Annotated in this window: 18 protein-coding genes and 1 riboswitch; of the genes, 14 read left to right on the top strand and 4 right to left on the bottom strand. The window is 75.0% G+C overall.

What is annotated here, in order from left to right; translation table 11 throughout:
• The first annotated feature begins 90 nt into the window (after positions 1-90).
• A riboswitch (TPP riboswitch) is annotated at positions 91-184 on the top strand.
• Positions 177-1,145, top strand: coding sequence for a bifunctional hydroxymethylpyrimidine kinase/phosphomethylpyrimidine kinase (thiD, locus tag ABWU78_RS19560; RefSeq protein ID WP_439159258.1), 969 nt, complete (start codon positions 177-179; stop codon positions 1,143-1,145). (Overlaps the previous riboswitch by 8 nt.)
• Before the next feature lie 31 nt (positions 1,146-1,176).
• Here the strand turns inward: thiD and ABWU78_RS19555 are convergent, their stop codons facing one another.
• From ABWU78_RS19555 to ABWU78_RS19540, 4 genes are read right to left on the bottom strand one after another with little or no spacing between them, the layout of a single operon-like run.
• The gene (locus tag ABWU78_RS19555; protein WP_439159257.1) at positions 1,177-1,458 is read right to left on the bottom strand and encodes a hypothetical protein; all 282 of its coding nucleotides are present in this window, start codon (positions 1,456-1,458) and stop codon (positions 1,177-1,179) included.
• Positions 1,455-2,483, bottom strand: coding sequence for a quinone oxidoreductase family protein (locus ABWU78_RS19550; RefSeq protein ID WP_439159256.1), 1,029 nt, complete (start codon positions 2,481-2,483; stop codon positions 1,455-1,457). Before ABWU78_RS19550 ends, ABWU78_RS19555 begins: the two co-directional genes overlap by 4 nt.
• Before the next feature lie 9 nt (positions 2,484-2,492).
• Positions 2,493-3,389 (bottom strand): ABC transporter ATP-binding protein, encoded by an 897-nt coding sequence (locus ABWU78_RS19545; protein WP_439159255.1) that lies wholly within the window; start codon positions 3,387-3,389, stop codon positions 2,493-2,495.
• Entirely contained in the window at positions 3,386-4,096 is a 711-nt protein-coding gene (locus ABWU78_RS19540) for a FadR/GntR family transcriptional regulator (RefSeq protein WP_439159254.1), read from the bottom strand. Before ABWU78_RS19540 ends, ABWU78_RS19545 begins: the two co-directional genes overlap by 4 nt.
• 186 nt (positions 4,097-4,282) lie before the next feature.
• Here ABWU78_RS19540 and ABWU78_RS19535 point away from each other — a divergent pair, with 186 nt between their 5' ends.
• The 13 genes from ABWU78_RS19535 (at position 4,283) to tyrS (ending at position 18,925) form a co-directional block, all read left to right on the top strand.
• The gene (locus ABWU78_RS19535; RefSeq protein ID WP_439159253.1) at positions 4,283-6,049 is read left to right on the top strand and encodes a 2-isopropylmalate synthase; all 1,767 of its coding nucleotides are present in this window, start codon (positions 4,283-4,285) and stop codon (positions 6,047-6,049) included.
• Between the two features lie 456 nt (positions 6,050-6,505).
• Entirely contained in the window at positions 6,506-7,600 is a 1,095-nt protein-coding gene (gene argC, locus ABWU78_RS19530; protein WP_439159252.1) for an N-acetyl-gamma-glutamyl-phosphate reductase, read from the top strand.
• Entirely contained in the window at positions 7,597-8,808 is a 1,212-nt protein-coding gene (gene argJ, locus ABWU78_RS19525) for a bifunctional glutamate N-acetyltransferase/amino-acid acetyltransferase ArgJ (protein ID WP_439159251.1), read from the top strand. The genes argC and argJ overlap by 4 nt, the downstream gene beginning before the upstream one ends.
• On the top strand, positions 8,805-9,791 hold the full coding sequence (gene argB, locus ABWU78_RS19520; RefSeq protein ID WP_353709436.1) for an acetylglutamate kinase: 987 nt from the start codon (positions 8,805-8,807) through the stop codon (positions 9,789-9,791). The genes argJ and argB overlap by 4 nt, the downstream gene beginning before the upstream one ends.
• On the top strand, positions 9,788-11,143 hold the full coding sequence (locus tag ABWU78_RS19515) for an acetylornithine transaminase (RefSeq protein ID WP_439159250.1): 1,356 nt from the start codon (positions 9,788-9,790) through the stop codon (positions 11,141-11,143). The genes argB and ABWU78_RS19515 overlap by 4 nt, the downstream gene beginning before the upstream one ends.
• Positions 11,143-12,078, top strand: a complete 936-nt coding sequence (gene argF / locus ABWU78_RS19510; RefSeq protein ID WP_253051412.1) for an ornithine carbamoyltransferase — start codon at positions 11,143-11,145, stop codon at positions 12,076-12,078. The genes ABWU78_RS19515 and argF overlap by 1 nt, the downstream gene beginning before the upstream one ends.
• Positions 12,075-12,611, top strand: coding sequence for an arginine repressor (locus tag ABWU78_RS19505; RefSeq protein WP_253051413.1), 537 nt, complete (start codon positions 12,075-12,077; stop codon positions 12,609-12,611). The genes argF and ABWU78_RS19505 overlap by 4 nt, the downstream gene beginning before the upstream one ends.
• 86 nt (positions 12,612-12,697) lie before the next feature.
• A complete protein-coding gene (locus ABWU78_RS19500) occupies positions 12,698-13,927 on the top strand; it encodes an argininosuccinate synthase (RefSeq protein ID WP_253051414.1) in 1,230 nt (409 codons plus the stop codon).
• A 44-nt stretch (positions 13,928-13,971) separates the two neighbouring features.
• On the top strand, positions 13,972-15,420 hold the full coding sequence (gene argH, locus ABWU78_RS19495; RefSeq protein ID WP_439159260.1) for an argininosuccinate lyase: 1,449 nt from the start codon (positions 13,972-13,974) through the stop codon (positions 15,418-15,420).
• A gap of 25 nt (positions 15,421-15,445) precedes the next feature.
• Positions 15,446-16,069, top strand: coding sequence for a uridine kinase family protein (locus tag ABWU78_RS19490; RefSeq protein ID WP_353709435.1), 624 nt, complete (start codon positions 15,446-15,448; stop codon positions 16,067-16,069).
• Positions 16,066-16,815, top strand: a complete 750-nt coding sequence (locus tag ABWU78_RS19485; RefSeq protein WP_353709434.1) for a hypothetical protein — start codon at positions 16,066-16,068, stop codon at positions 16,813-16,815. The genes ABWU78_RS19490 and ABWU78_RS19485 overlap by 4 nt, the downstream gene beginning before the upstream one ends.
• Positions 16,816-16,855: 40 nt before the next feature.
• Positions 16,856-17,536, top strand: a complete 681-nt coding sequence (locus tag ABWU78_RS19480) for a DNA-3-methyladenine glycosylase (RefSeq protein WP_439159259.1) — start codon at positions 16,856-16,858, stop codon at positions 17,534-17,536.
• Positions 17,537-17,653: 117 nt separating this feature from the next.
• Positions 17,654-18,925, top strand: a complete 1,272-nt coding sequence (gene tyrS / locus ABWU78_RS19475; RefSeq protein WP_353709433.1) for a tyrosine--tRNA ligase — start codon at positions 17,654-17,656, stop codon at positions 18,923-18,925.
• Positions 18,926-19,320 lie beyond the last annotated feature (395 nt).

The raw sequence follows: 19,320 nt of genomic DNA, 5'->3' as shown, positions 1-19,320 counted from the left end.
GTCGTGCGGCATGCCCAGGAGGACGCGGTCCGGCACGCGTTCTCGCGCGCGAGACCGGGTGAAACCCTCGGGCGCGCAGGACGTAGCATGACGCGCGACACGGGGTGCCCCGCCGAGGGCTGAGATGAGACCCGTCGAACCTGCTCTGGCTCGTACCAGCGAAGGGATGTCCCGCGATGACGCTCGCCCTGCCCCCGCACGACCCCGCACCCGGGCGCGACCGCGCCCACCGGCCCGCGGCCGACCGCACGCCCGGTGCGGCCGGCGGCCCGGGTGCCCTTCCCGCGCGGCCGCGCGTCCTGTCGATCGCGGGGACCGACCCGACCGGGGGCGCGGGCATCCAGGCGGACCTCAAGTCCTTCGCCGCGCACGGCGCGTACGGCATGGCCGTCACGACGGCGCTCGTCGCGCAGAACACGCACGGCGTGCGGTCCGTGCACGTCCCCGGTCCGGCGTTCCTGCGCGAGCAGCTCGATGCCGTGTCCGACGACGTCGAGATCGACGCCGTGAAGATCGGCATGGTGGCCGACGAGGCCAACGCCCGCGAGATCGGGGCGTGGCTCGGCGCGCTCGCGGTCGCGCGGACCGACGCCGGGCTCCCGCGGCCCTGGGTCGTCCTCGACCCCGTCATGGTCGCCACGTCGGGGCACCGGCTGCTCGACGCGGGCGCGGAGCAGGCCGTGCGCGACCTCGCGGCACGGGCCGACGTCGTCACCCCCAACCTCCCCGAGCTGGCCGTCCTCGCGGGCCGCGACGTCGCGACGACGTGGGACGACGCGCTGACCCAGGCCGCGTCGTACGCGGCGACGAGCGGTGCCGTCGTGCTGCTCAAGGGCGGCCACCTCACCGGTGCGACGTCGCCGGACGCCCTCGTCGTGCCCGCCGGCCCGTCGTCGGACGCGGCGCCGACCGTCACGACGTTCGACGGCGAGCGCGTGGACACGCCCCATACGCACGGCACCGGGTGCTCGCTCTCCGCGGCGCTCGCTGCCCTGCGCCCGCAGCGTGCGGGCTGGGAGGAGGCGGCGCGCGACGCCAAGGACTGGCTCACCGGCGCGCTGCGTGGCGCGGCGGCGCTGCGCGTCGGGACGGGCCGGGGCCCGGTCGACCACCTGCACGCCTCGTCGCCCGTCGTGCCGCGCTGACGGACCGCGCGCGAGCAAGCGGTCACGTCGGTCAGGCGCGGGCCACGTCCTCCTCGGCCGTCGCGTAGACGCACTCGTAGCCCGGCGGGACCCAGCGCCACCGCGCGTCGACGTCCTGGATCGCGACGCCGTCCGGGCGGTCGGCGACGCACGCGTCCGCCTGCTGGCGCAGACCGACCGTCACCCAGTACACGGCGAGCGCCGCGGCGAGCAGGACGGAGAGGACCGTCACGGCGCGGCGGAGAGCGGGGGAGGGGCCGCCGTCGGACCCGTCCTCCTCACCCGGCCGCGCGGGCACCCAGTCCCAGCTCACGCGTCTCCCGTCTCCGCGGCCGGGTCGGGTGCCGCGGCTGCGTCGGGGACGAGCAGCACCTTGCCCGTGGTCGCGCGGCCCTCCAACGCGCGGTGCGCGTCGGCGGCGTCGGCGAGCGCGAACGTGGCGCCGACGCGCACGTGCACCGTGCCGCCCGCGACGGCGCCGAGCACCTCGGTCGCCCGCTCGACGAGCTCGGCGCGCGTCGCCGTGTGGTCGGCGAGCTTGGGGCGCGTGAGGAAGAGCGACCCGCCCGCGTTGAGCCGCTGCGGGTCGAACGGCGGGACCTGCCCGGACGAGCCGCCGTAGAGCACGAGCGTGCCCCGGCGGTGCAGCGACGCGAGCGACGCGTCGAACGTGTCCTTGCCCACCGAGTCGTACACCGCCGCGACGCCCTCGCCGCCCGTGAGCCCGCGCACGACCTCCGGCAGCTCGGTGGTGAGGTCCGCGAACGCCGTGTACTGGATCGCGTGCTCGGCGCCCGCGCCGCGGGACAGCTCCGCCTTCTCGGGCGTCGAGACCGTCGAGATCACGTGCGCGCCCCGTGCCACGAGCATCTGGGTCAGGAGCAGCCCGACGCCGCCCGCGCCCGCGTGCACGAGCACCCGGTCGCCCGGGCGGACCGGGTAGGACGACGTGCACAGGTAATGCGCGGTCAGGCCCTGGAGCGCGACGGCGGTCGCATCCTCGAGCGACACGGCGTCGGGGACGTGCAACGCCTGGGCGGCGTCCACGACGACGAGCTCCGCGTACGACCCGGGCGCCTCGGTCCACACGACGCGGTCGCCGACGGCGAAGCCCTCGACGCCGTCGCCCACCTCGGCGACCACGCCCGCGCCCTCGCTGCCGACCACGTGGGGGTATTCCATCGCGTACACGCCGGAGCGCTTGTACGTGTCGATGAAGTTCACCCCGGCCACGGCCGACCGGACGAGGAGCCGACCCGGCCCGGGCGAGGGGTCGGGCAGCTCGGTGTACTCCAGGACGTCGGGGCCGCCCGCCGCGCGGGCCACGATCGCGTGCATGGCCCCAGCCTAGGGTCGTGCGGCGAGCCCGGCCGCCCTCCCGGTCGTGGTCGCGTCCGTCCCGGCGCAGCCCGCGACCCCCGCGCCGACCGCGTCGTCCCCGACCAGGCGGGGCGGACGCGCGTGGCCCGCCGACGCGTGCCACCGGCCGAACCGGCGCTCGACGTGCACCGGGTGGTCGAAGCAGCGCGTGACGTGCTCCGTGACGAGCACGTCCGCGGCGGCGCCCGCGGCGACGACGCGGCCGTGCGCGAGCAGGAGCGCGTGGCTCGTCGTGGTCGGCAGCTCCTCGAGGTGGTGCGTCACCAGCACCGAGGCGACGTGCGGGCGGGTCGCGCGCACGGCGTCGAGCGTCTCGAGGAGCTGCTCGCGCGCGGCGACGTCGAGCCCGGTGGACGGCTCGTCCAGCAGGAGGAGCGCGGGGCCGGGCAGGAGGGCGCGCGCCACGAGCGCCCGTCCCCGCTCGCCCTGGGAGAGCGTCGGCCAGGGGTCGTGCGCGCGGTGCGCGAGGCCGAGGTCGGCGACCAGCCCGCGGGCGACGGCGACCTCGTCCGAGGTCGGCTGCCAGCGCGGGCGCCAGTCGACGGTCCCCGTGAGGCCGGTCAGGGTCACCTCGAGCACGGTCAGCGGCGAGCGCAGGTCGTGGCGCGGGTCGACGTGACCGATCCGGCGGTGCAACGTCTGGACGTCCACGCGACCCAGACGCTCGCCGAGCACGTGGACCGCGCCGCGGGTCGGGTGGCGGCGCGCCCCGCAGAGCCCGAGGATCGTGCTCTTGCCCGCCCCGTTCGGCCCGAGCAGCGCCCAGTGCTCACCCGCCCGGACGGTGAGGTCGAAACCGTCGAGGATCGCCCGTCCCTCCCGCACCAGGTCGACGCCGCGCAGGGACAGGACCTCGGCGCTCACCGCTCGCCGCCCGTCGCGCCGGGGTCGCGCCCGGCGACCTTCGCGTGGACGGCTGCGAGGTGCTCGCGCGCCGCCGCGGACGCGCGAACGGCGTCGCGGTCGCGCACCGCGTCGAGGATCGCCTCGTGCGCGTCCTGGTCGTGCCGGTGCGCCTCGCCCTCGCGGTCGAGGTCGACCATCGCGACCATCGCGCGCCGCAGGCGCGGGACGAAGGTCGCGAACAGCTCGCCCAGCACGGCGTTGTGCGCGGCGTCGACGACCGCCCGGTGGAAGGCCAGGTCCGCGTCCACGTACTCGGCGGCCGACGACGTCGCCGAGACCTGCCCGCGGCGGGAGAGCGCCGTCGTCATCGCACGGAGGTCCGCGGGGGTGCGGCGCGCGGCGGCGAGGCCGGCAGCCTCGGTCTCGAGGGCGGCGCGGACCTCCAGCACGTCGACGATCTCCCCGCGGCGCAGCACCTCGTCCCAGTCGTCCGCGGTGTCGGTCGACACGACGTACACGCCCGACCCCTGCCGGCTGTCGAGCACGCCGCGCCCCGCGAGCTGGCGGATCGCCTCGCGGACGGTGGAGCGTCCGACGCCGAGCTCGGTCGCGAGCGCCTGCTCGCCGGGCAGCCGGTGGTCGAGGGGCCAGACGCCGGAGCGCACGCGGTCGAGCAGGAGCTCGGCCGCCTGGTCCGCGAGGGGGCGCCGGTGCAGCGCGGTCATGGGTTACCTCTCAGGTTGTCTGAGGACTTGTTCGGCGCTAGCGTACCTGGCATGTCCTGGGCGGCGCTCCTCCTTCTGCGCCACGGCGGGGTCTGACCGGACCGGCCCCCCGCCGTGGGGGTCCGTCGCGCGCCGGTCGCCCACCGCCCCGTTTCCGCGGGGCGCGAGCCGAAGGACAGCCAGACCATGACCGCTCCCACCCTCCCTGCGCGGACCCCCGGCGCCTCGACCGATCGCTCGACCGGGCCCGCTCCCTCCTGGTACCGCCAGCGCCCCTCGCGCATGCCCTCGTTCCGGTATGCCGACGTCCACGTGCGAGTCGACGTGCCGGAGCTGCCCGACCGTCGGTGGCCCTCGCGCCGCCTCACGCAGGCGCCGCTGTGGGTCCCCGTCGACCTGCGCGACGGCAACCAGGCGCTCGCGGAACCGATGGACCCGGCGCGCAAGCGCCGCTTCTTCGAGCTGCTCGTCGCGATGGGTTACACCGAGATCGAGGTGGGCTACCCGTCGGCGTCGCAGACCGACTTCGACTTCGTGCGCCTGCTCGCCGAGACCGACCTCGCGCCCGAGCACGTGACGGTCGTCGTGTTCACCGCCGCGCGCGCGGACCTCATCGCGCGCACGGTCGAGGCCGTGCGGGGCCTGCGCAACCCCGTCGTCGTCCACGTCTACGCCGCGACGGCGCCCGTCTGGCGCGACGTCGTCCTCGGCCGCGACCGCGAGGAGCTCGCCCGGCTGATCACCGACGCCGGGGCCGACGTGCTGCGCCACGCCGGCGACGACCCGCGCGTCCGCTTCGAGTTCTCGCCCGAGGTGTTCAACCTCACCGAGCCGGACTACGTGCTCGACGTGTGCGACCGCATGACCACGCTCTGGGACGCGACGCCCGAGCGCCCGGTGATCCTCAACCTGCCGGCGACGGTCGAGGTCGCGACGCCCAACGTCTACGCCGACCAGATCGAGTACATGGACCGGAACCTCGCGCGGCGCGACGGGGTGATCCTCTCGGTCCACCCGCACAACGACCGCGGGACGGGCGTCGCGTGCGCCGAGCTCGCCGTCCTCGCCGGGGCGCAGCGCGTCGAGGGGTGCCTGTTCGGCAACGGTGAGCGCACCGGGAACGTCGACCTCGTGACCCTGGGCCTCAACCTGCACGCGCAGGGCGTCGACCCGATGGTCGACTTCTCGGACCTCGACGGGATCCGGGACGTCGTCGTCGCGTGCAACCGGATCGACGTGCACCCGCGCCACCCCTACGTGGGCGAGCTGGTCCACACCGCCTACTCGGGCACGCACCAGGACGCGATCCGCAAGGGCATGGCACGGCACCGGGCCGACGCCGCGGCGTCGGGCCTCGACCCCGCCCGGGCGCCGTGGCGCGTGCCCTACCTGCCCGTCGACCCCGCCGACCTCGGGAGGACGTACGAGGCCCTCGTCCGCGTGAACAGCCAGTCCGGCAAGGGCGGCGTCGCGTACGTGCTGCACTCCGTGCACGGCCTCGACCTGCCCCGCGGTCTCCAGGTCGACCTCGCGCGCCGCGTCCAGGAGCACGCCGACGCCACCGGCGCCGAGGTGACGCCCGACGCGCTCCTCGCGCTGTTCGACGCGGCCTACGCGCGCCCCGGCGCTGTCGAGCCCCTCGCGTGGACGAGCCGACGCGCCGACGACGGGACGGAGCACCTCGACCTCCAGGTCACAGTCGACGGCGAGCGCGTCGCCACGTCCGGGACGGGCAGCGGCGCGGTCGACGCCCTCGTCGACGCGCTGGCCCGCCTCGACCGCCCGGTCGAGGTCCTCTCGCTCACCCAGCAGTCCGTCGGCAGCGGGAGCGACGCGACCGCGATCACCTACCTCGAGCACCGCGGCCCCGACGGCGCCCCGCGCTGGACCGTCGGCCGCGACACCTCCGTCCTCGGCGCGAGCGTCCGCGCCGTCTGCGCGGCGACGGACTGAGGTCGCGGGGTCCGCGCCCTCGATCGAGCCGTACACGCGATGACGAGACGGGAGAAGTGGCCCCACGAGCGAGGTCTGACGGGGCCACTTCTCGCATCTCGGCCGGGGACCACCCGCCACGCGGGCGGTGGGACGGTCCCCACGCGCGGACCGGGCGTGACCGCCGGACCGGGGCTGCGGGTCGTGCGGTGACGGGCAGGACGAGCGGTGGGGTCGGACCGTGTGCGCAGGACGTCAGAGGCGCACTCCTTGAACCCCCGCCCGAAAGACCAGGGTGACGGTGCGCCAGTCCAAGCACACGGTCCGACCCCACCGCGGACCCGACCCGGCGGGCAGGAGACCCGACCCCACCGCGGACCCGACCCGGCGGGCAGGAGACCCGACCCCACCGCGGACCCGACCACGCGTACCGTGGGTGGGGCCATAGGCCCGCGCGTTGCATAAGTATGTATAGTGATGCATATGACGATCAGAGTCGCGGTCGCGGGTGCGTCCGGGTACGCGGGCGGAGAGACGCTCCGCCTGCTCGCCGGGCACCCGGAGGTGGAGATCGGCGCCGTCACGGCGCACAGCAACGCGGGGACGCTCCTCGGTGAGCACCAGCCGCACCTGCGATCCCTCGCCGACCGCGTGCTGCTGCCGACGAGCGTCGAGCACCTCGTGGGGCACGACGTCGTCGTCCTCGCGCTGCCGCACGGCGCGTCGGGCGAGATCGCGGCGCAGCTCCCGGACGACGTGCTCGTGCTGGACCTGGGCGCGGACCACCGGCTGGAGTCCGCGGCGGACTGGGCGGCGTTCTACGGCTCCGAGCACGCGGGCACGTGGCCGTACGGGCTGCCGGAGCTGCTCCTCACGCACGAGCCCGGCGCCGCCGCGAGCGAGACGAAGCAGCGCGAACGGCTCGCCGGTGCGCGCCGCATCGCGGTGCCGGGCTGCAACGTCACGGCGGTCACGCTGGGCATCCAGCCGGGTGTCGCGTCCGGGCTCGTCGAGGCGCGCGACCTCGTCGCGGTGCTCGCCAACGGGTACTCGGGCGCGGGCAAGTCGCTCAAGCCGCACCTGCTCGCGTCCGAGGCGCTCGGGTCGGCCCAGCCGTACGCCGTCGGCGGGTCGCACCGGCACATCCCGGAGATCGGGCAGAACCTGCGGGCCGCGGGGGCCCCGGCCGTGAGGATCTCGTTCACGCCGACGCTCGTGCCCATGTCGCGCGGCATCCTCGCCACGGTGACGGCGCGCCTGTCCGACGACGCCGCGTGCCTCGACCCCGCGGAGCTCGACGCGCGCGTCCGCCGGGCCTGGGAGGACGCCTACGTCGGCGAGCCGTTCGTCCGGGTGCTGCCCGCGGGGCAGTGGCCCACGACGGCGATGACGCTCGGCGCGAACACCGCGCTCGTCCAGGTCGCCGTCGACCACGCGGCGGGTCGCGTCGTCACCGTCACGGCGATCGACAACCTCGTCAAGGGCACCGCGGGCGCCGCGGTGCAGTCCATGAACATCGCGCTCGGCCTGCCGCAGACGGCGGGCCTCACGACCGAGGGGGTCGCCCCGTGACCGTCACCACCCCGCAGGGCTTCCGGGCCGCCGGCGTCGCCGCCGGGCTCAAGTCCACGGGCGCCCGCGACGTCGCGCTCGTCGTCAACGACGGGCCGCTCGACGTCGCCGCGGCCGTCCTCACGACGAACCGCGTGTTCGCCGCACCGGTCGCGTGGACGCGGCAGGCCGTGAGCGACGGGCGCGCGACGGCCGTCGTGCTCAACTCGGGCGGCGCCAACGCGTGCACCGGAACGGACGGCTTCGCCGACACGCACCGCACGGCGGAGCACGTCGCCGACGTGCTCGCGACGTCCGCGGGCGACGTGCTCGTGTGCTCGACGGGCCTCATCGGCGTGCGCCTGCCGCTGGAGAAGCTGCTCGCCGGGGTCGACGCGGCCGCGGCGGCGCTCGCGGACCCGGCCGCCACCGTCGACGGGGGCGGCGACGCCGCGCTCGCGATCATGACGACGGACACCGTGCCCAAGACGGTCTCCGTGGTCCGCGAGGTCGCCGACGCCACCGCGCCGGACGGTGCGGCGACGTGGACGGTCGGGGGAATGGCCAAGGGCGCGGGCATGCTCGCGCCCGGCCTCGCGACGATGCTGTGCGTGCTCACGACGGACGCCGTCGTCGACGCCGCGACGGCCGACGCCGCGCTGCGGGCCGCGACCCGCACGACGTTCGACCGCGTCGACTCGGACGGCTGCATGTCGACGAACGACACCGTGATCCTCCTGGCCTCCGGTGCGTCCGGGGTCGAGGTGACGCTCGACGAGCTCACGGACGCCGTGACCGAGGCCAGCGCGTCGCTCGCGCGCCAGCTCGTGGCCGACGCCGAGGGCGCGAGCCACGACGTCGCCGTCACCGTGGTGAACGCGTCGAGCGAGGACGCCGCGGTCGCGGTCGCGCGCGCGGTGACGCGCTCCAACCTGTTCAAGGCCGCGATCTTCGGCAACGACCCGAACTGGGGGCGCATCGTCTCGGCCGTCGGGACGGTCCCCGAGGACGTCGCGCCGTTCGACGCGCTCCTGCTCGACGTGTCGGTCAACGGCGTCCAGGTGTGCCGGGCCGGGGGAGTGGGCGAGCCGCGCGAGCTCGTCGACCTCGCGGCCGAGCGCGAGGTGCGCGTCGAGATCGACCTGCACGCCGGCTCCGCGACCGCGACCGTCTGGACCAACGACCTCACGCACGACTACGTCCACGAGAACAGCGCGTACTCCTCATGAGCGACCCGACCACTCCCACGCCCCACCCGGACGACGCCGCGTTCGACACGCGCACCGACCTGCGCCCCGAGCAGAAGGCCGAGGTGCTCGTCGAGGCCCTGCCGTGGCTGGAGGAGTTCGCCGGCGCGCTCGTCGTCGTCAAGTACGGCGGCAACGCCATGGTCGACGACGCGCTCAAGGCCGCGTTCGCCGAGGACATGGTCTTCCTGCGCCGCGTCGGGCTGCGCCCCGTCGTCGTGCACGGCGGCGGCCCGCAGATCTCGGCGATGCTCGACCGGCTCGGCATCGAGTCCGAGTTCCGCGGCGGCCTGCGCGTCACGACGCCCGAGGCGATGGACGTCGTGCGCATGGTGCTCACGGGCCAGGTCTCGCGCGAGCTCGTCGGCCTCATCAACGCCCACGGGCCGTACGCCGTCGGGCTCTCGGGCGAGGACGGCGGCCTGCTGCAGGCCCAGCGCCGGCACGCGACCGTCGACGGCGAGCCGGTCGACGTCGGGCTCGTCGGCGACGTCGTCGAGGTGCACCCCGCCGCGGTCCAGGACCTGCTCGACGCCGGGCGCATCCCCGTCGTGTCGACCATCGCCCCCGACCTCGAGGACCCGACCCAGGTGCTCAACGTCAACGCGGACACCGCCGCCGCGGCGCTCGCGGTCGCGCTCGGCGCGAAGAAGCTCGTCGTCCTGACCGACGTCGAGGGTCTGTACACGTCGTGGCCCGACACGGACTCGCTCGTCGCGCAGATCACGCGCTCCGAGCTCGCGGCGCTCCTGCCGTCCCTCTCCGCGGGCATGGTCCCCAAGATGGAGGCGTGCCTGCGCGCCGTCGAGGGCGGCGTCCCCGCGGCGACCGTGATCGACGGGCGCGTGCCCCACTCCACGCTGCTCGAGGTCTTCACCACCCAGGGCAACGGGACCATGGTCGTCCCGGACCCCGCGGGCGCATCGGCGCCCGTGCCCGCCACGACCACCGGAGGAGCCGCGTGAACGCCCTCGACCACCCGGCGGACGCGCCCGCGCCCGCGACGACGAGCGCCGTGACTGCCCAAGCCGACGGCTCCGTCGCCCAGTGGACCGACCGGTACACCCACGCCGTCATGGACACGTTCGGCCCGCCGCAGCGCGTGCTCGTGCGCGGCGAGGGCGCGTACGTGTGGGACGCCGACGGGAAGCGCTACCTCGACCTGCTCGCGGGCATCGCGGTCAACGCGCTCGGCCACGCCCACCCGACGCTCACGGCGGCGGTCTCCGCCCAGCTCGGCACGCTCGGGCACGTCTCGAACTTCTTCGGGACCCCGACGCAGATCGCGCTCGCCGAGCGCCTCCTGGCGCTCTCGGAGGCGCCCGAGGGGTCGCGCGTGTTCTTCACGAACTCGGGCACCGAGGCGAACGAGGCGGCGTTCAAGATGACGCGCCGGAACAATGGCACGGGGCGTCGGACGCGGGTCCTCGCGCTCCAGGGCGGCTTCCACGGCCGGTCGATGGGCGCGCTCGCGCTGACGTCGAAGGCCGCGTACCGCGAGCCGTTCGAGCCGCTCCCGGGCGGGGTGGAGTTCGTCGTGTTCGACGACGTCGCCGCGCTCGAGGAGGCCTTCTCGCCCGCCGCGGTCGCCGCGCGCGGCGAGGTCGCGGCGCTCGTCGTCGAGCCGGTGCAGGGGGAGGCGGGCGTGCGGTCGCTCTCGCCCGGCTACCTCGTCGCGGCGCGCGAGCTCACGGCGCGCCACGGCGCGCTGCTCGTGCTCGACGAGGTGCAGACGGGCGTCGGGCGCACGGGCTCGTGGTTCGCCTACCAGCAGCCCGAGGTCGGCGGCGGGATCGTGCCCGACGTCGTCACGCTCGCCAAGGGCCTCGGCGGCGGCTTCCCCGTGGGTGCCGTGGTCGCGTACGGCGAGCGGGCGGCGACGCTGCTCGGCCGCGGTCAGCACGGCACGACGTTCGGGGGCAACCCGGTCGCCGCCGCGGCGGCGCTCGCGACGCTCGGGGTGATCGAGCGCGACGGGCTCCTCGAGAACGTGCGGACCGTCGGGGCGCTCCTGCGCGACGGCATCGCCGGGGCCGGGAACCCGCTCGTCGCGGGCGTGCGGGGGCGCGGGCTGCTCCTCGCCGTCCAGCTCACCCGGCCCGTCGCGGCGGACGTCGCGCGTGCGGCGCTCGACGCAGGGTTCGTCGTGAACGCCGTCGCGCCCGACGCGATCCGCCTCGCGCCGCCCCTGATCCTCACGCCCGAGCAGGTGCGGGACGTCGTCGGGTTCTTCGCGACCGTCACCGTCCCGGCCGACCCGACCGCCGCGTCCGGCGCGACGCCCACACCTACCGGCCCCACGACGAGGAGCTCCTGATGGCCCCCCGGCACTTCCTGCGCGACGACGACCTCACGCCCGCCGAGCAGCGTCAGGTCCTCGAGATCGGCCTCGCGTTCCGCGACGACCGCACGTTCCGCCAGCCCCTGGCCGGACCGCAGGGCGTGGCCGTGCTGTTCGACAAGCCGACGCTGCGCACGCAGCTCTCGTTCGCGACGGGCATCGCCGAGCTCGGTGGCTTCCCGGTCGTCGTGGACGGCCGGCTCGCCCAGGTCGGCGTGCGCGAGTCCGTCGCGGACGTCACGCGCGTGCTCGACCGGCAGGCGTCGGCGATCGTGTGGCGCACGTTCGGCCAGGACCGGATCGAGGAGATGGCGGCGATCAGCCGGGTCCCGGTCGTCAACGCGCTCACCGACGACTTCCACCCGTGCCAGATCCTCGCGGACCTCCTCACGATCGCCCAGCTCCGCGGCGGTACCGGAGCGCTCGCGGGCCAGACGCTCGCGTACGTCGGCGACGGGGCGAACAACATGGCGCACTCCTACCTGCTCGGTGGCGCGACCGCCGGCCTGCACGTGCGGATCGGGACGCCCGACGGGTACCCGCCCCACCCCGTGTTCGTCGCCGACGCCGAGCGGATCGCGGCCGAGACCGGCGGCTCGGTGCGCGTCACGTCCGACCCGGTCGAGGCCGTCGCGGGGGCGGACGTCGTCGCGACCGACACGTGGGTGTCGATGGGGGACGAGGCCGAGGCCGAGCAGCGCGCGCTGCCCTTCGTGCCCTACCAGGTGAACGACGACCTCCTCGCGCACGCGAAGGACGACGCGATCGTCCTGCACTGCCTGCCCGCCTACCGCGGCAAGGAGATCACCGCCGAGGTGATCGACGGCCCCCGCTCGGCGGTGTGGGACGAGGCGGAGAACCGGCTGCACGCCCAGAAGGCGCTGCTCACGTTCCTCCTGGAGCGGTCGTGACCGAGGCCCGCACGGCGACGACGAAGACGGCGCGCCACGCGCGCATCGCCGAGATCGTGCGCCGCACCGAGATCCACTCCCAGGCGGAGCTCGCGCGCGAGCTCGAGCGCGAGGGGCTGTCGGTGACGCAGGCGACGCTCTCGCGCGACCTCATCGAGCTGCGCGCGGAGAAGGTGCGGGGCGCCTCGGGCGCGCTCGTGTACGCGGTGCCGGGGGAGGGCGGGGACCGCAGCGTGCAGACCGCGGAGTCGCCCGAGTACCTCGCGGCCCGGCTCGCGCGCCTGTGCTCGGAGATGCTCGTGTCCGCCGAGGCGTCCGCGAACCTCGTCGTGCTGCGCACGCCTCCCGGCGCGGCGAACTACCTCGCGTCGGCGATCGACCACTCCGTGCTCCCGCACGTGCTCGGCTGCATCGCGGGCGACGACACGATCCTCGTCATCGCGCGCGACCCCGACGGCGGCGCCGAGCTCGCGCGCCGCTTCCTCGAGCTGTCCGGGCCCCACGGCGGGCCCGTCCCCGGCACGCCGGACTGACCGCCGTCGGACCATCCCTCGCGCGGCGGACCGCCCTGCGAGACTGGACCCCGGACCCCACCCGCACGTCACAGAAAGAGACCGTCATGACTGAACGCGTCGTGCTCGCCTACTCGGGCGGCCTGGACACGTCGGTGGCCATCGGCTGGATCGCCGAGGCCACGGGCGCCGAGGTCGTCGCCGTCGCGGTCGACGTCGGCCAGGGCGGGGAGGACCTCGAGGTCATCCGGCAGCGCGCCCTCGACTGCGGCGCCGTCGAGGCGTACGTCGCCGACGCGCGCGACGAGTTCGCCGCCGAGTACTGCATGCCCGCGCTGCGCGCGAACGGCCTGTACCTCGACCGCTACCCGCTCGTCTCCGCGATCTCGCGGCCGGTCATCGTCAAGCACCTCGTGCGGGCGGCGCGCCAGTTCGGCGCGACGACCGTCGCCCACGGCTGCACGGGCAAGGGCAACGACCAGGTGCGCTTCGAGGTCGCGACGACGTCGCTCGCGCCCGAGCTCAAGACGATCGCGCCCGTGCGCGACCTCGCGCTCACGCGCGAGAAGGCCATCGAGTACGCCGAGAAGCACTCCCTGCCGATCGCGACGACCAAGCACAACCCGTTCTCGATCGACCAGAACGTGTGGGGCCGCGCGGTCGAGACCGGCTTCCTCGAGGACATCTGGAACGCCCCGACCAAGGACGTCTACAACTACACCGACGACCCGACGTTCCCGCCCGTCGCGGACGAGGTCGTCGTCACGTTCGAGCAGGGCGTCCCGATCGCGCTCGACGGCGTCGCGGTGACGCCGCTGCAGGCGATCCAGGAGATGAACCGCCGCGCGGGCGCCCAGGGCGTCGGGCGGATCGACATCGTCGAGGACCGCCTCGTCGGCATCAAGTCGCGCGAGGTCTACGAGGCTCCGGGCGCGATCGCGCTCATCACCGCGCACCAGGAGCTCGAGAACGTCACCCTGGAGCGCGAGCAGGCCCGCTTCAAGCGCGGCGTCGAGCAGCGCTGGACCGAGCTCGTCTACGACGGCATGTGGTTCAGCCCGCTCAAGCGCTCGCTCGACGTGTTCATCGACGACACGCAGCGGTACGTCTCCGGCGACGTGCGCCTCGTGCTGCACGGCGGACGGGCGACCGTGACCGGCCGCCGCTCGGAGGCGAGCCTGTACGACTTCAACCTGGCGACCTACGACGAGGGCGACTCGTTCGACCAGTCGCAGGCCAAGGGGTTCATCGAGATCTACGGTCTCACCGCGAAGCTCGCCGCCGCGCGCGACGAGAAGTTCGGCAACGGTGTGGACCTCGGGGCAGGAGCACTGTGAGCACGCACGACGACCAGGGCGTCACGGACGCCACCCAGCCCGACGTGACCGCCGCGCCCGGGGACGTGGACCAGGACGCGCCGGCGGGCGGGCGCGTGAGCCTCTGGGGCGGGCGCTTCGCCGGCGGTCCCGCCGACGCGCTCGCCGCGCTGAGCAAGTCGACGCACTTCGACTGGCGCCTCGCGGGCCAGGACGTCGCGGGCTCGAAGGCCCACGCGAAGGTCCTGCACGCTGCGGGCCTGCTCGACGACGACGAGCTCGACGGGATGCTCGCGGCGCTCGAGCGCCTGCGCGAGGACGTCGCGTCGGGCGCGTTCGTCGCGGCCGACGACGACGAGGACGTGCACACCGCGCTCGAGCGCGGGCTCATCGAGCGCGCCGGGCCGGAGCTCGGCGGCAAGCTGCGCGCGGGCCGGTCGCGCAACGACCAGATCGCGACGCTCACGCGCATGTACCTGCGCGACGAGGCGCGCACGATCGCGCGACTCGTGCTCGACGTCGTCGACGCGCTGATCGAGCAGGCCGCCGCGCACCCGGGCGCGGCGATGCCCGGCCGTACGCACCTCCAGCACGCCCAGCCGGTGCTCCTCGCGCACCACCTGCTCGCCCACGCGTGGCCGCTGCTGCGCGACGTCGACCGCTTCATCGACTGGGACGTGCGCGCCGCGCGCTCGCCGTACGGGTCGGGGGCGCTCGCGGGCTCGTCGCTGGGCCTCGACCCGGCGGCCGTCGCCGCCGAGCTCGGGTTCGACGGCCCGGTCGAGAACTCGATCGACGGCACCGCGTCGCGCGACGTCGTCGCGGAGTTCGCGTTCGTCGCCGCGATGCTGGGCGTCGACCTCTCGCGCCTCGCGGAGGAGGTCATCCTCTGGGCGACCAAGGAGTTCGGCTTCGTGCGCCTGCACGACTCCTACTCCACGGGGTCGAGCATCATGCCGCAGAAGAAGAACCCCGACGTCGCCGAGCTCGCGCGCGGCAAGGCGGGCCGCCTCATCGGCGACCTGTCGGGCCTGCTCGCGACGCTCAAGGGCCTGCCGCTCGCGTACAACCGCGACCTGCAGGAGGACAAGGAGCCCGTGTTCGACCAGGTCGACACGCTCGAGGTGCTCCTGCCCGCGTTCTCGGGCATGGTCGCGACGCTCGAGTTCGACACCGACCGCATGGCGTCGCTCGCGCCGCAGGGGTTCTCGCTCGCGACGGACGTCGCCGAGTGGCTCGTGCGCGAGGGCGTGCCGTTCCGTGTCGCGCACGAGGTCGCGGGCGCGTGCGTGCGCGCGTGCGAGGAGCGCGGCATCGAGCTGTGGGACCTCTCGGACGACGACCTCGCGTCGATCTCCGAGCACCTCACGCCGGGCGTGCGCGACGTGCTGAGCGTCGAGGGCTCGCTCGCGTCGCGCGACGCCGTGGGCGGCACCGCCCCGGTGCGGGTCGCCGAGCAGCTCGAGGCCGCGAAGGAGCGCTCGGCCGAGTACCGCTTCTGGGCCCAGGACTGACGGCGCCCGTGCCGAGGGTGCGCGCGTGAGCGTCGACCAGGACGTCCTCGCGGACCTCGTGCGTCGCGTGCGCGACGCCGACCCGCGACTCGGCCCGTCGCACGGCCCGGGCAACGGGCCGGCCGGAGAACGCGCGTCGGGCACCCGGCTCGTGGTGATTGACGGGCCCGCCGGCTCGGGCAAGACCACGCTCGCCGCCCAGCTGGGCGAGGCGCTGCCCGCACAGGTGCTCCACATGGACGACCTGTACGAGGGCTGGCGCGGGCTCGAGCCCGCGTGGAGCCGCCTGGACGAGTGGGTCCTCGCGCCTCTCGCCGCGGGTCGTCCGGGTCGGTACCGCCGGTTCGACTGGACGCTCGACCGCTTCGCCGAGTGGCACGACGTCGCCCCGGCGCCGTACCTGGTCGTCGAGGGGTGCGGGGCGGGTCGCCGCGAGGCGGACGGCGTGGCCGCGCTGCGCCTGTGGGTCGAGGCCCCGGACGACGTGCGCCTGCGCCGGGGGCTCGACCGGGACGGCGAGGACCAGCGCGCGCACTGGCTCGCGTGGATGCTCGACGAGCGTGAGCACTACGCCCGCAACGCCTCGCGCGAGCGCGCGGACGTCGTGCTCGACGGGTGGGGGAACGTCGTGCGCGCGGCGGACCGATGAGCGCCGGCCGCGACGGCGCGTCCGACGCGCAGGTCGAGGCCGCCCGGTCCGCCTGGGACCGCGCCGTCCGGGCGACCGACGGCCTCGCGGCCGGGGTGACGACGTTCGCCGTCGCGGGCTCGGCGACGGCCGTCGTCCTCGCCGCGACCGCCCGCTCGGCGACGCTCTCGACCTGGTTCCTGCTCCCGAGCCGGAGCAGCACCAGGTCGGGAACGTGGTGGGTGTGGGACGTCCCGACCGCCGACGTGTGGTGGATCACCGTGGCCGTCCTGCTGCCGCCCGCGGTCGCGGCGCTCGTCGGTGCGCGGCGGACGCGCCGTCGGCGTGCCGAGATCGAGACGGGGCTGGCCCGCGAGGGCGGACGTCCGCCCGTGGCGGGCTCGCCGGCGTCTCGACCACGACGCGGCGCGCGGAGCGCACCCAGCGCGGCGCAGCGCCGTGCTCGGGAGGCCGCGGCGGCCCGTCGGCGGGTCGTCCGGCAAGGGCGCTGGGTGGAGCGCCGGCGTGCCTACCCGGCACCGCTCGCGCTCGTGAGCGCCGTCGTGGCCGCGACCGCGGGGACGTGGTGGGTCCTCGCCCTCGTCGTCGCCTGGTCCGGCGACGCCGTCCCCGGCCGTCTGCGGAGCCTCGCGGCCGGCTGCTGGGTTCCTGCCACGTGGGTGAGCCTCGCCCTGGTCGCCGTGCTGGCCTGGTACGTGGGTCCCCGCCCGCCGCGGCGGAGCCCGCGCGAGCGCGACGGGGCGTAGATTGCCCACGACGGAAGGTGGTGCGAAGGTGACGGACGCCGTGGCGCAGACGACGGGGACCGGGGAGTCCCGCGCCGTCGGACCGTGGGACGTCCCTGCCCGGGGGTGGTACGCGCGCGACGTCCACGAGGTCGCGCGCGACCTGCTCGGGTCGTTCCTCACCCGCCGCAGCGACGCGGGCGACGTCACCCTGCGGATCACCGAGGTCGAGGCGTACGACGGCGAGCGCGACCCGGGGTCGCACGCCTTCCGTGGCCGCACCGAGCGCAACCGCGCGATGTTCGGCGAGCCCGGCCGGCTGTACGTGTACCGGCACCTCGGGCTGCACCACTGCGTCAACGTCGTGTGCGGGCCGGTCGGCAGTGCGTCCGCCGTCCTGCTGCGCGCGGGCGAGGTGACCGACGGCGTCGACCTCGCCCGGTCGCGGCGGCTCGTCGCCGGGAGGTGCGACTCCGACCGCCAGATCGCGCGGGGTCCTGCGCGCCTCGCCGTCGCGCTCGACCTCGACCTGCGCCAGTACGGCGCGGAGCTCACGGACCCCGACGGGGAGCTCGTGCTGCACCGCCCGTCCGCGGGGCCTCTGCGTCCCGCGATCGCGACCGGTCCGAGGGTCGGGGTCTCGGGCGACGGGGGAGACGGCGACCTCTACCCGTGGCGCTCCTGGCTCGCGGGCGACCCCACGGTCTCGGCCTACCGCCGCGTGAGCGCCCGCGCGCGGTGAGCGCCCGCCCGGTGGGCGGTGGACGTCGGACGCCGCGCGGCACGGCAGACTAGGACACGCTGCCGCACGGCAGCACCGGACGTGCCCGGTCCACGGGTACTCGACGAAGGAGCAGAAGTGAGCGACGTTCTCGACGAGCTGCAATGGCGGGGCCTGGTGGCGCAGTCCACCGACGAGGCCGCGCTGCGCGCCGCGCTGGCCGAGGGCCCGATCACGTACTACTGCGGCTTCGACCCGACGGCACCGAGCCTCCACCACGGCCACCTCGTGCAGCTCGTCGTGCTGCGTCACCTCCAGCTCGCGGGCCACCGCGCCGTGGCGCTCGTGGGCGGGGCGACGGGCATGATCGGCGACCCGCGCCAGTCGGGGGAGCGGGTGCTCAACACCAAGGAGACCGTCGCGGAGTGGACCGAGCGGCTGAAGTCGCAGGTGTCACGCTTCCTCGACTTCGAGGGGGATAACCCCGCCCTCCTCGTGAACAACCTCGACTGGATTTCCGAGCTGTCGGCGATCGACTTCCTGCGCGACGTGGGCAAGCACTACCGCCTCGGCACGATGCTCGCGAAGGACACCGTCGCGCGCCGCCTGCGCTCGGAGGAGGGGATCAGCTTCACCGAGTTCAGCTACCAGATCCTCCAGGGGATCGACTTCCTCGAGCTGTACCGCCGGCACGGCGTGTCCCTCCAGACGGGGGGCAACGACCAGTGGGGCAACCTGCTCTCGGGCGTCGAGCTCATCCGCAAGACCGAGGGGGCGGCCGTGCACGTCCTCACGACGCCGCTCATCACCAAGGCCGACGGGACCAAGTTCGGCAAGACGGAGGGCGGGGCGGTCTGGCTCGCGCCCGACATGATGAGCCCGTACGCCTTCTACCAGTACTGGCTCAACGCCGCGGACGAGGACGTGGTGGGCTGGCTGAAGATCTTCACGTTCCGCACGCGCGAGGAGATCGCCGAGCTCGAGACCGCGGTGCGCGAGCGGCCCGGGGCGCGCGAGGCACAGCGCGCGCTCGCGTCGGACGTGACGACGCTCGTGCACGGGGCGGAGGCGACGGCGTCGGTGATCGCCGCGAGCCAGGCCCTCTTCGGCCGGGGTGAGCTCGCCGGCCTGGACGCGGGAACCCTGGGCGCGGCCGTCGCCGAGCTGCCGCGCACGGCGGCGCAGGTGGGCGACGCGGTCGTCGACCTCTTCGCAGCGTCGGGCCTCGTCGCCTCCAAGGCGGCCGCGCGTCGAGCGGTGGCCGAGGGCGGGGCGTACGTCAACAACGTCAAGGTGACGAGCGAGGACGCCGTCCTCGCGGCGGAGGACCTGCTGCACGGGCAGTTCGCCCTCCTGCGCCGGGGGAAGAAGACGCTCGGTGTCGCCGTCGCGGACTGCGCCGCCGGCTGAGCAGCCGAGTCGGCGTGACGACGAAGGGGCCGGACCGCGTCGAGCGGGACCGGCCCCTTCGTCGTCCCGTCGTGGTGGGAGGACCGCGCGACCCGGCCGTCCCGCGCCGCGAGGGGGCGACCGCGAACCGAGCGTGGCGGGGGAGAAGGGAGCGCACCACACGGATTTGGCACCCGGTCGGAGCGCGTGTAGTGTTCTCGACGTTCGCCCGGCAGGGAGGAACGGACACCGGTTCTCGATCGCACGAGACGGTGGCTGGTCCCCCGGGCGGTCCCCCTCGAGAAGGACACGGAGCCTCGCGCGCCGTGACATGATCGGGGATGCCGGTTCCCCCGGCTCCCTCCGCTCGGATCACCGAGTTGGAGAGGGCGCTGAGGGTCTGGTAGATTAGAGAA

The sequence above is a fragment of the Cellulosimicrobium sp. CpK407 genome, assembly GCF_051844275.1.
Lineage (GTDB): Bacteria > Actinomycetota > Actinomycetes > Actinomycetales > Cellulomonadaceae > Cellulosimicrobium > Cellulosimicrobium cellulans_G.
This window is presented reverse-complemented; position numbering and strand designations above follow the sequence as displayed.

What these genes read in the sequence shown, in the direction of transcription:
- argC (WP_439159252.1), top strand. Translation starts at nt 6,506, where the DNA reads ATGCATATGACGATCAGAGTCGCGGTCGCGGGTGCGTCCGGGTACGCG.
- ABWU78_RS19485 (WP_353709434.1), top strand. Translation starts at nt 16,066, where the DNA reads ATGAGCGCCGGCCGCGACGGCGCGTCCGACGCGCAGGTCGAGGCCGCC.
- ABWU78_RS19500 (WP_253051414.1), top strand. Translation starts at nt 12,698, where the DNA reads ATGACTGAACGCGTCGTGCTCGCCTACTCGGGCGGCCTGGACACGTCG.
- argF (WP_253051412.1), top strand. Translation starts at nt 11,143, where the DNA reads ATGGCCCCCCGGCACTTCCTGCGCGACGACGACCTCACGCCCGCCGAG.
- ABWU78_RS19550 (WP_439159256.1), bottom strand. Translation starts at nt 2,483, where the DNA reads ATGCACGCGATCGTGGCCCGCGCGGCGGGCGGCCCCGACGTCCTGGAG.
- ABWU78_RS19535 (WP_439159253.1), top strand. Translation starts at nt 4,283, where the DNA reads ATGACCGCTCCCACCCTCCCTGCGCGGACCCCCGGCGCCTCGACCGAT.
- argB (WP_353709436.1), top strand. Translation starts at nt 8,805, where the DNA reads ATGAGCGACCCGACCACTCCCACGCCCCACCCGGACGACGCCGCGTTC.
- thiD (WP_439159258.1), top strand. Translation starts at nt 177, where the DNA reads ATGACGCTCGCCCTGCCCCCGCACGACCCCGCACCCGGGCGCGACCGC.
- ABWU78_RS19540 (WP_439159254.1), bottom strand. Translation starts at nt 4,096, where the DNA reads ATGACCGCGCTGCACCGGCGCCCCCTCGCGGACCAGGCGGCCGAGCTC.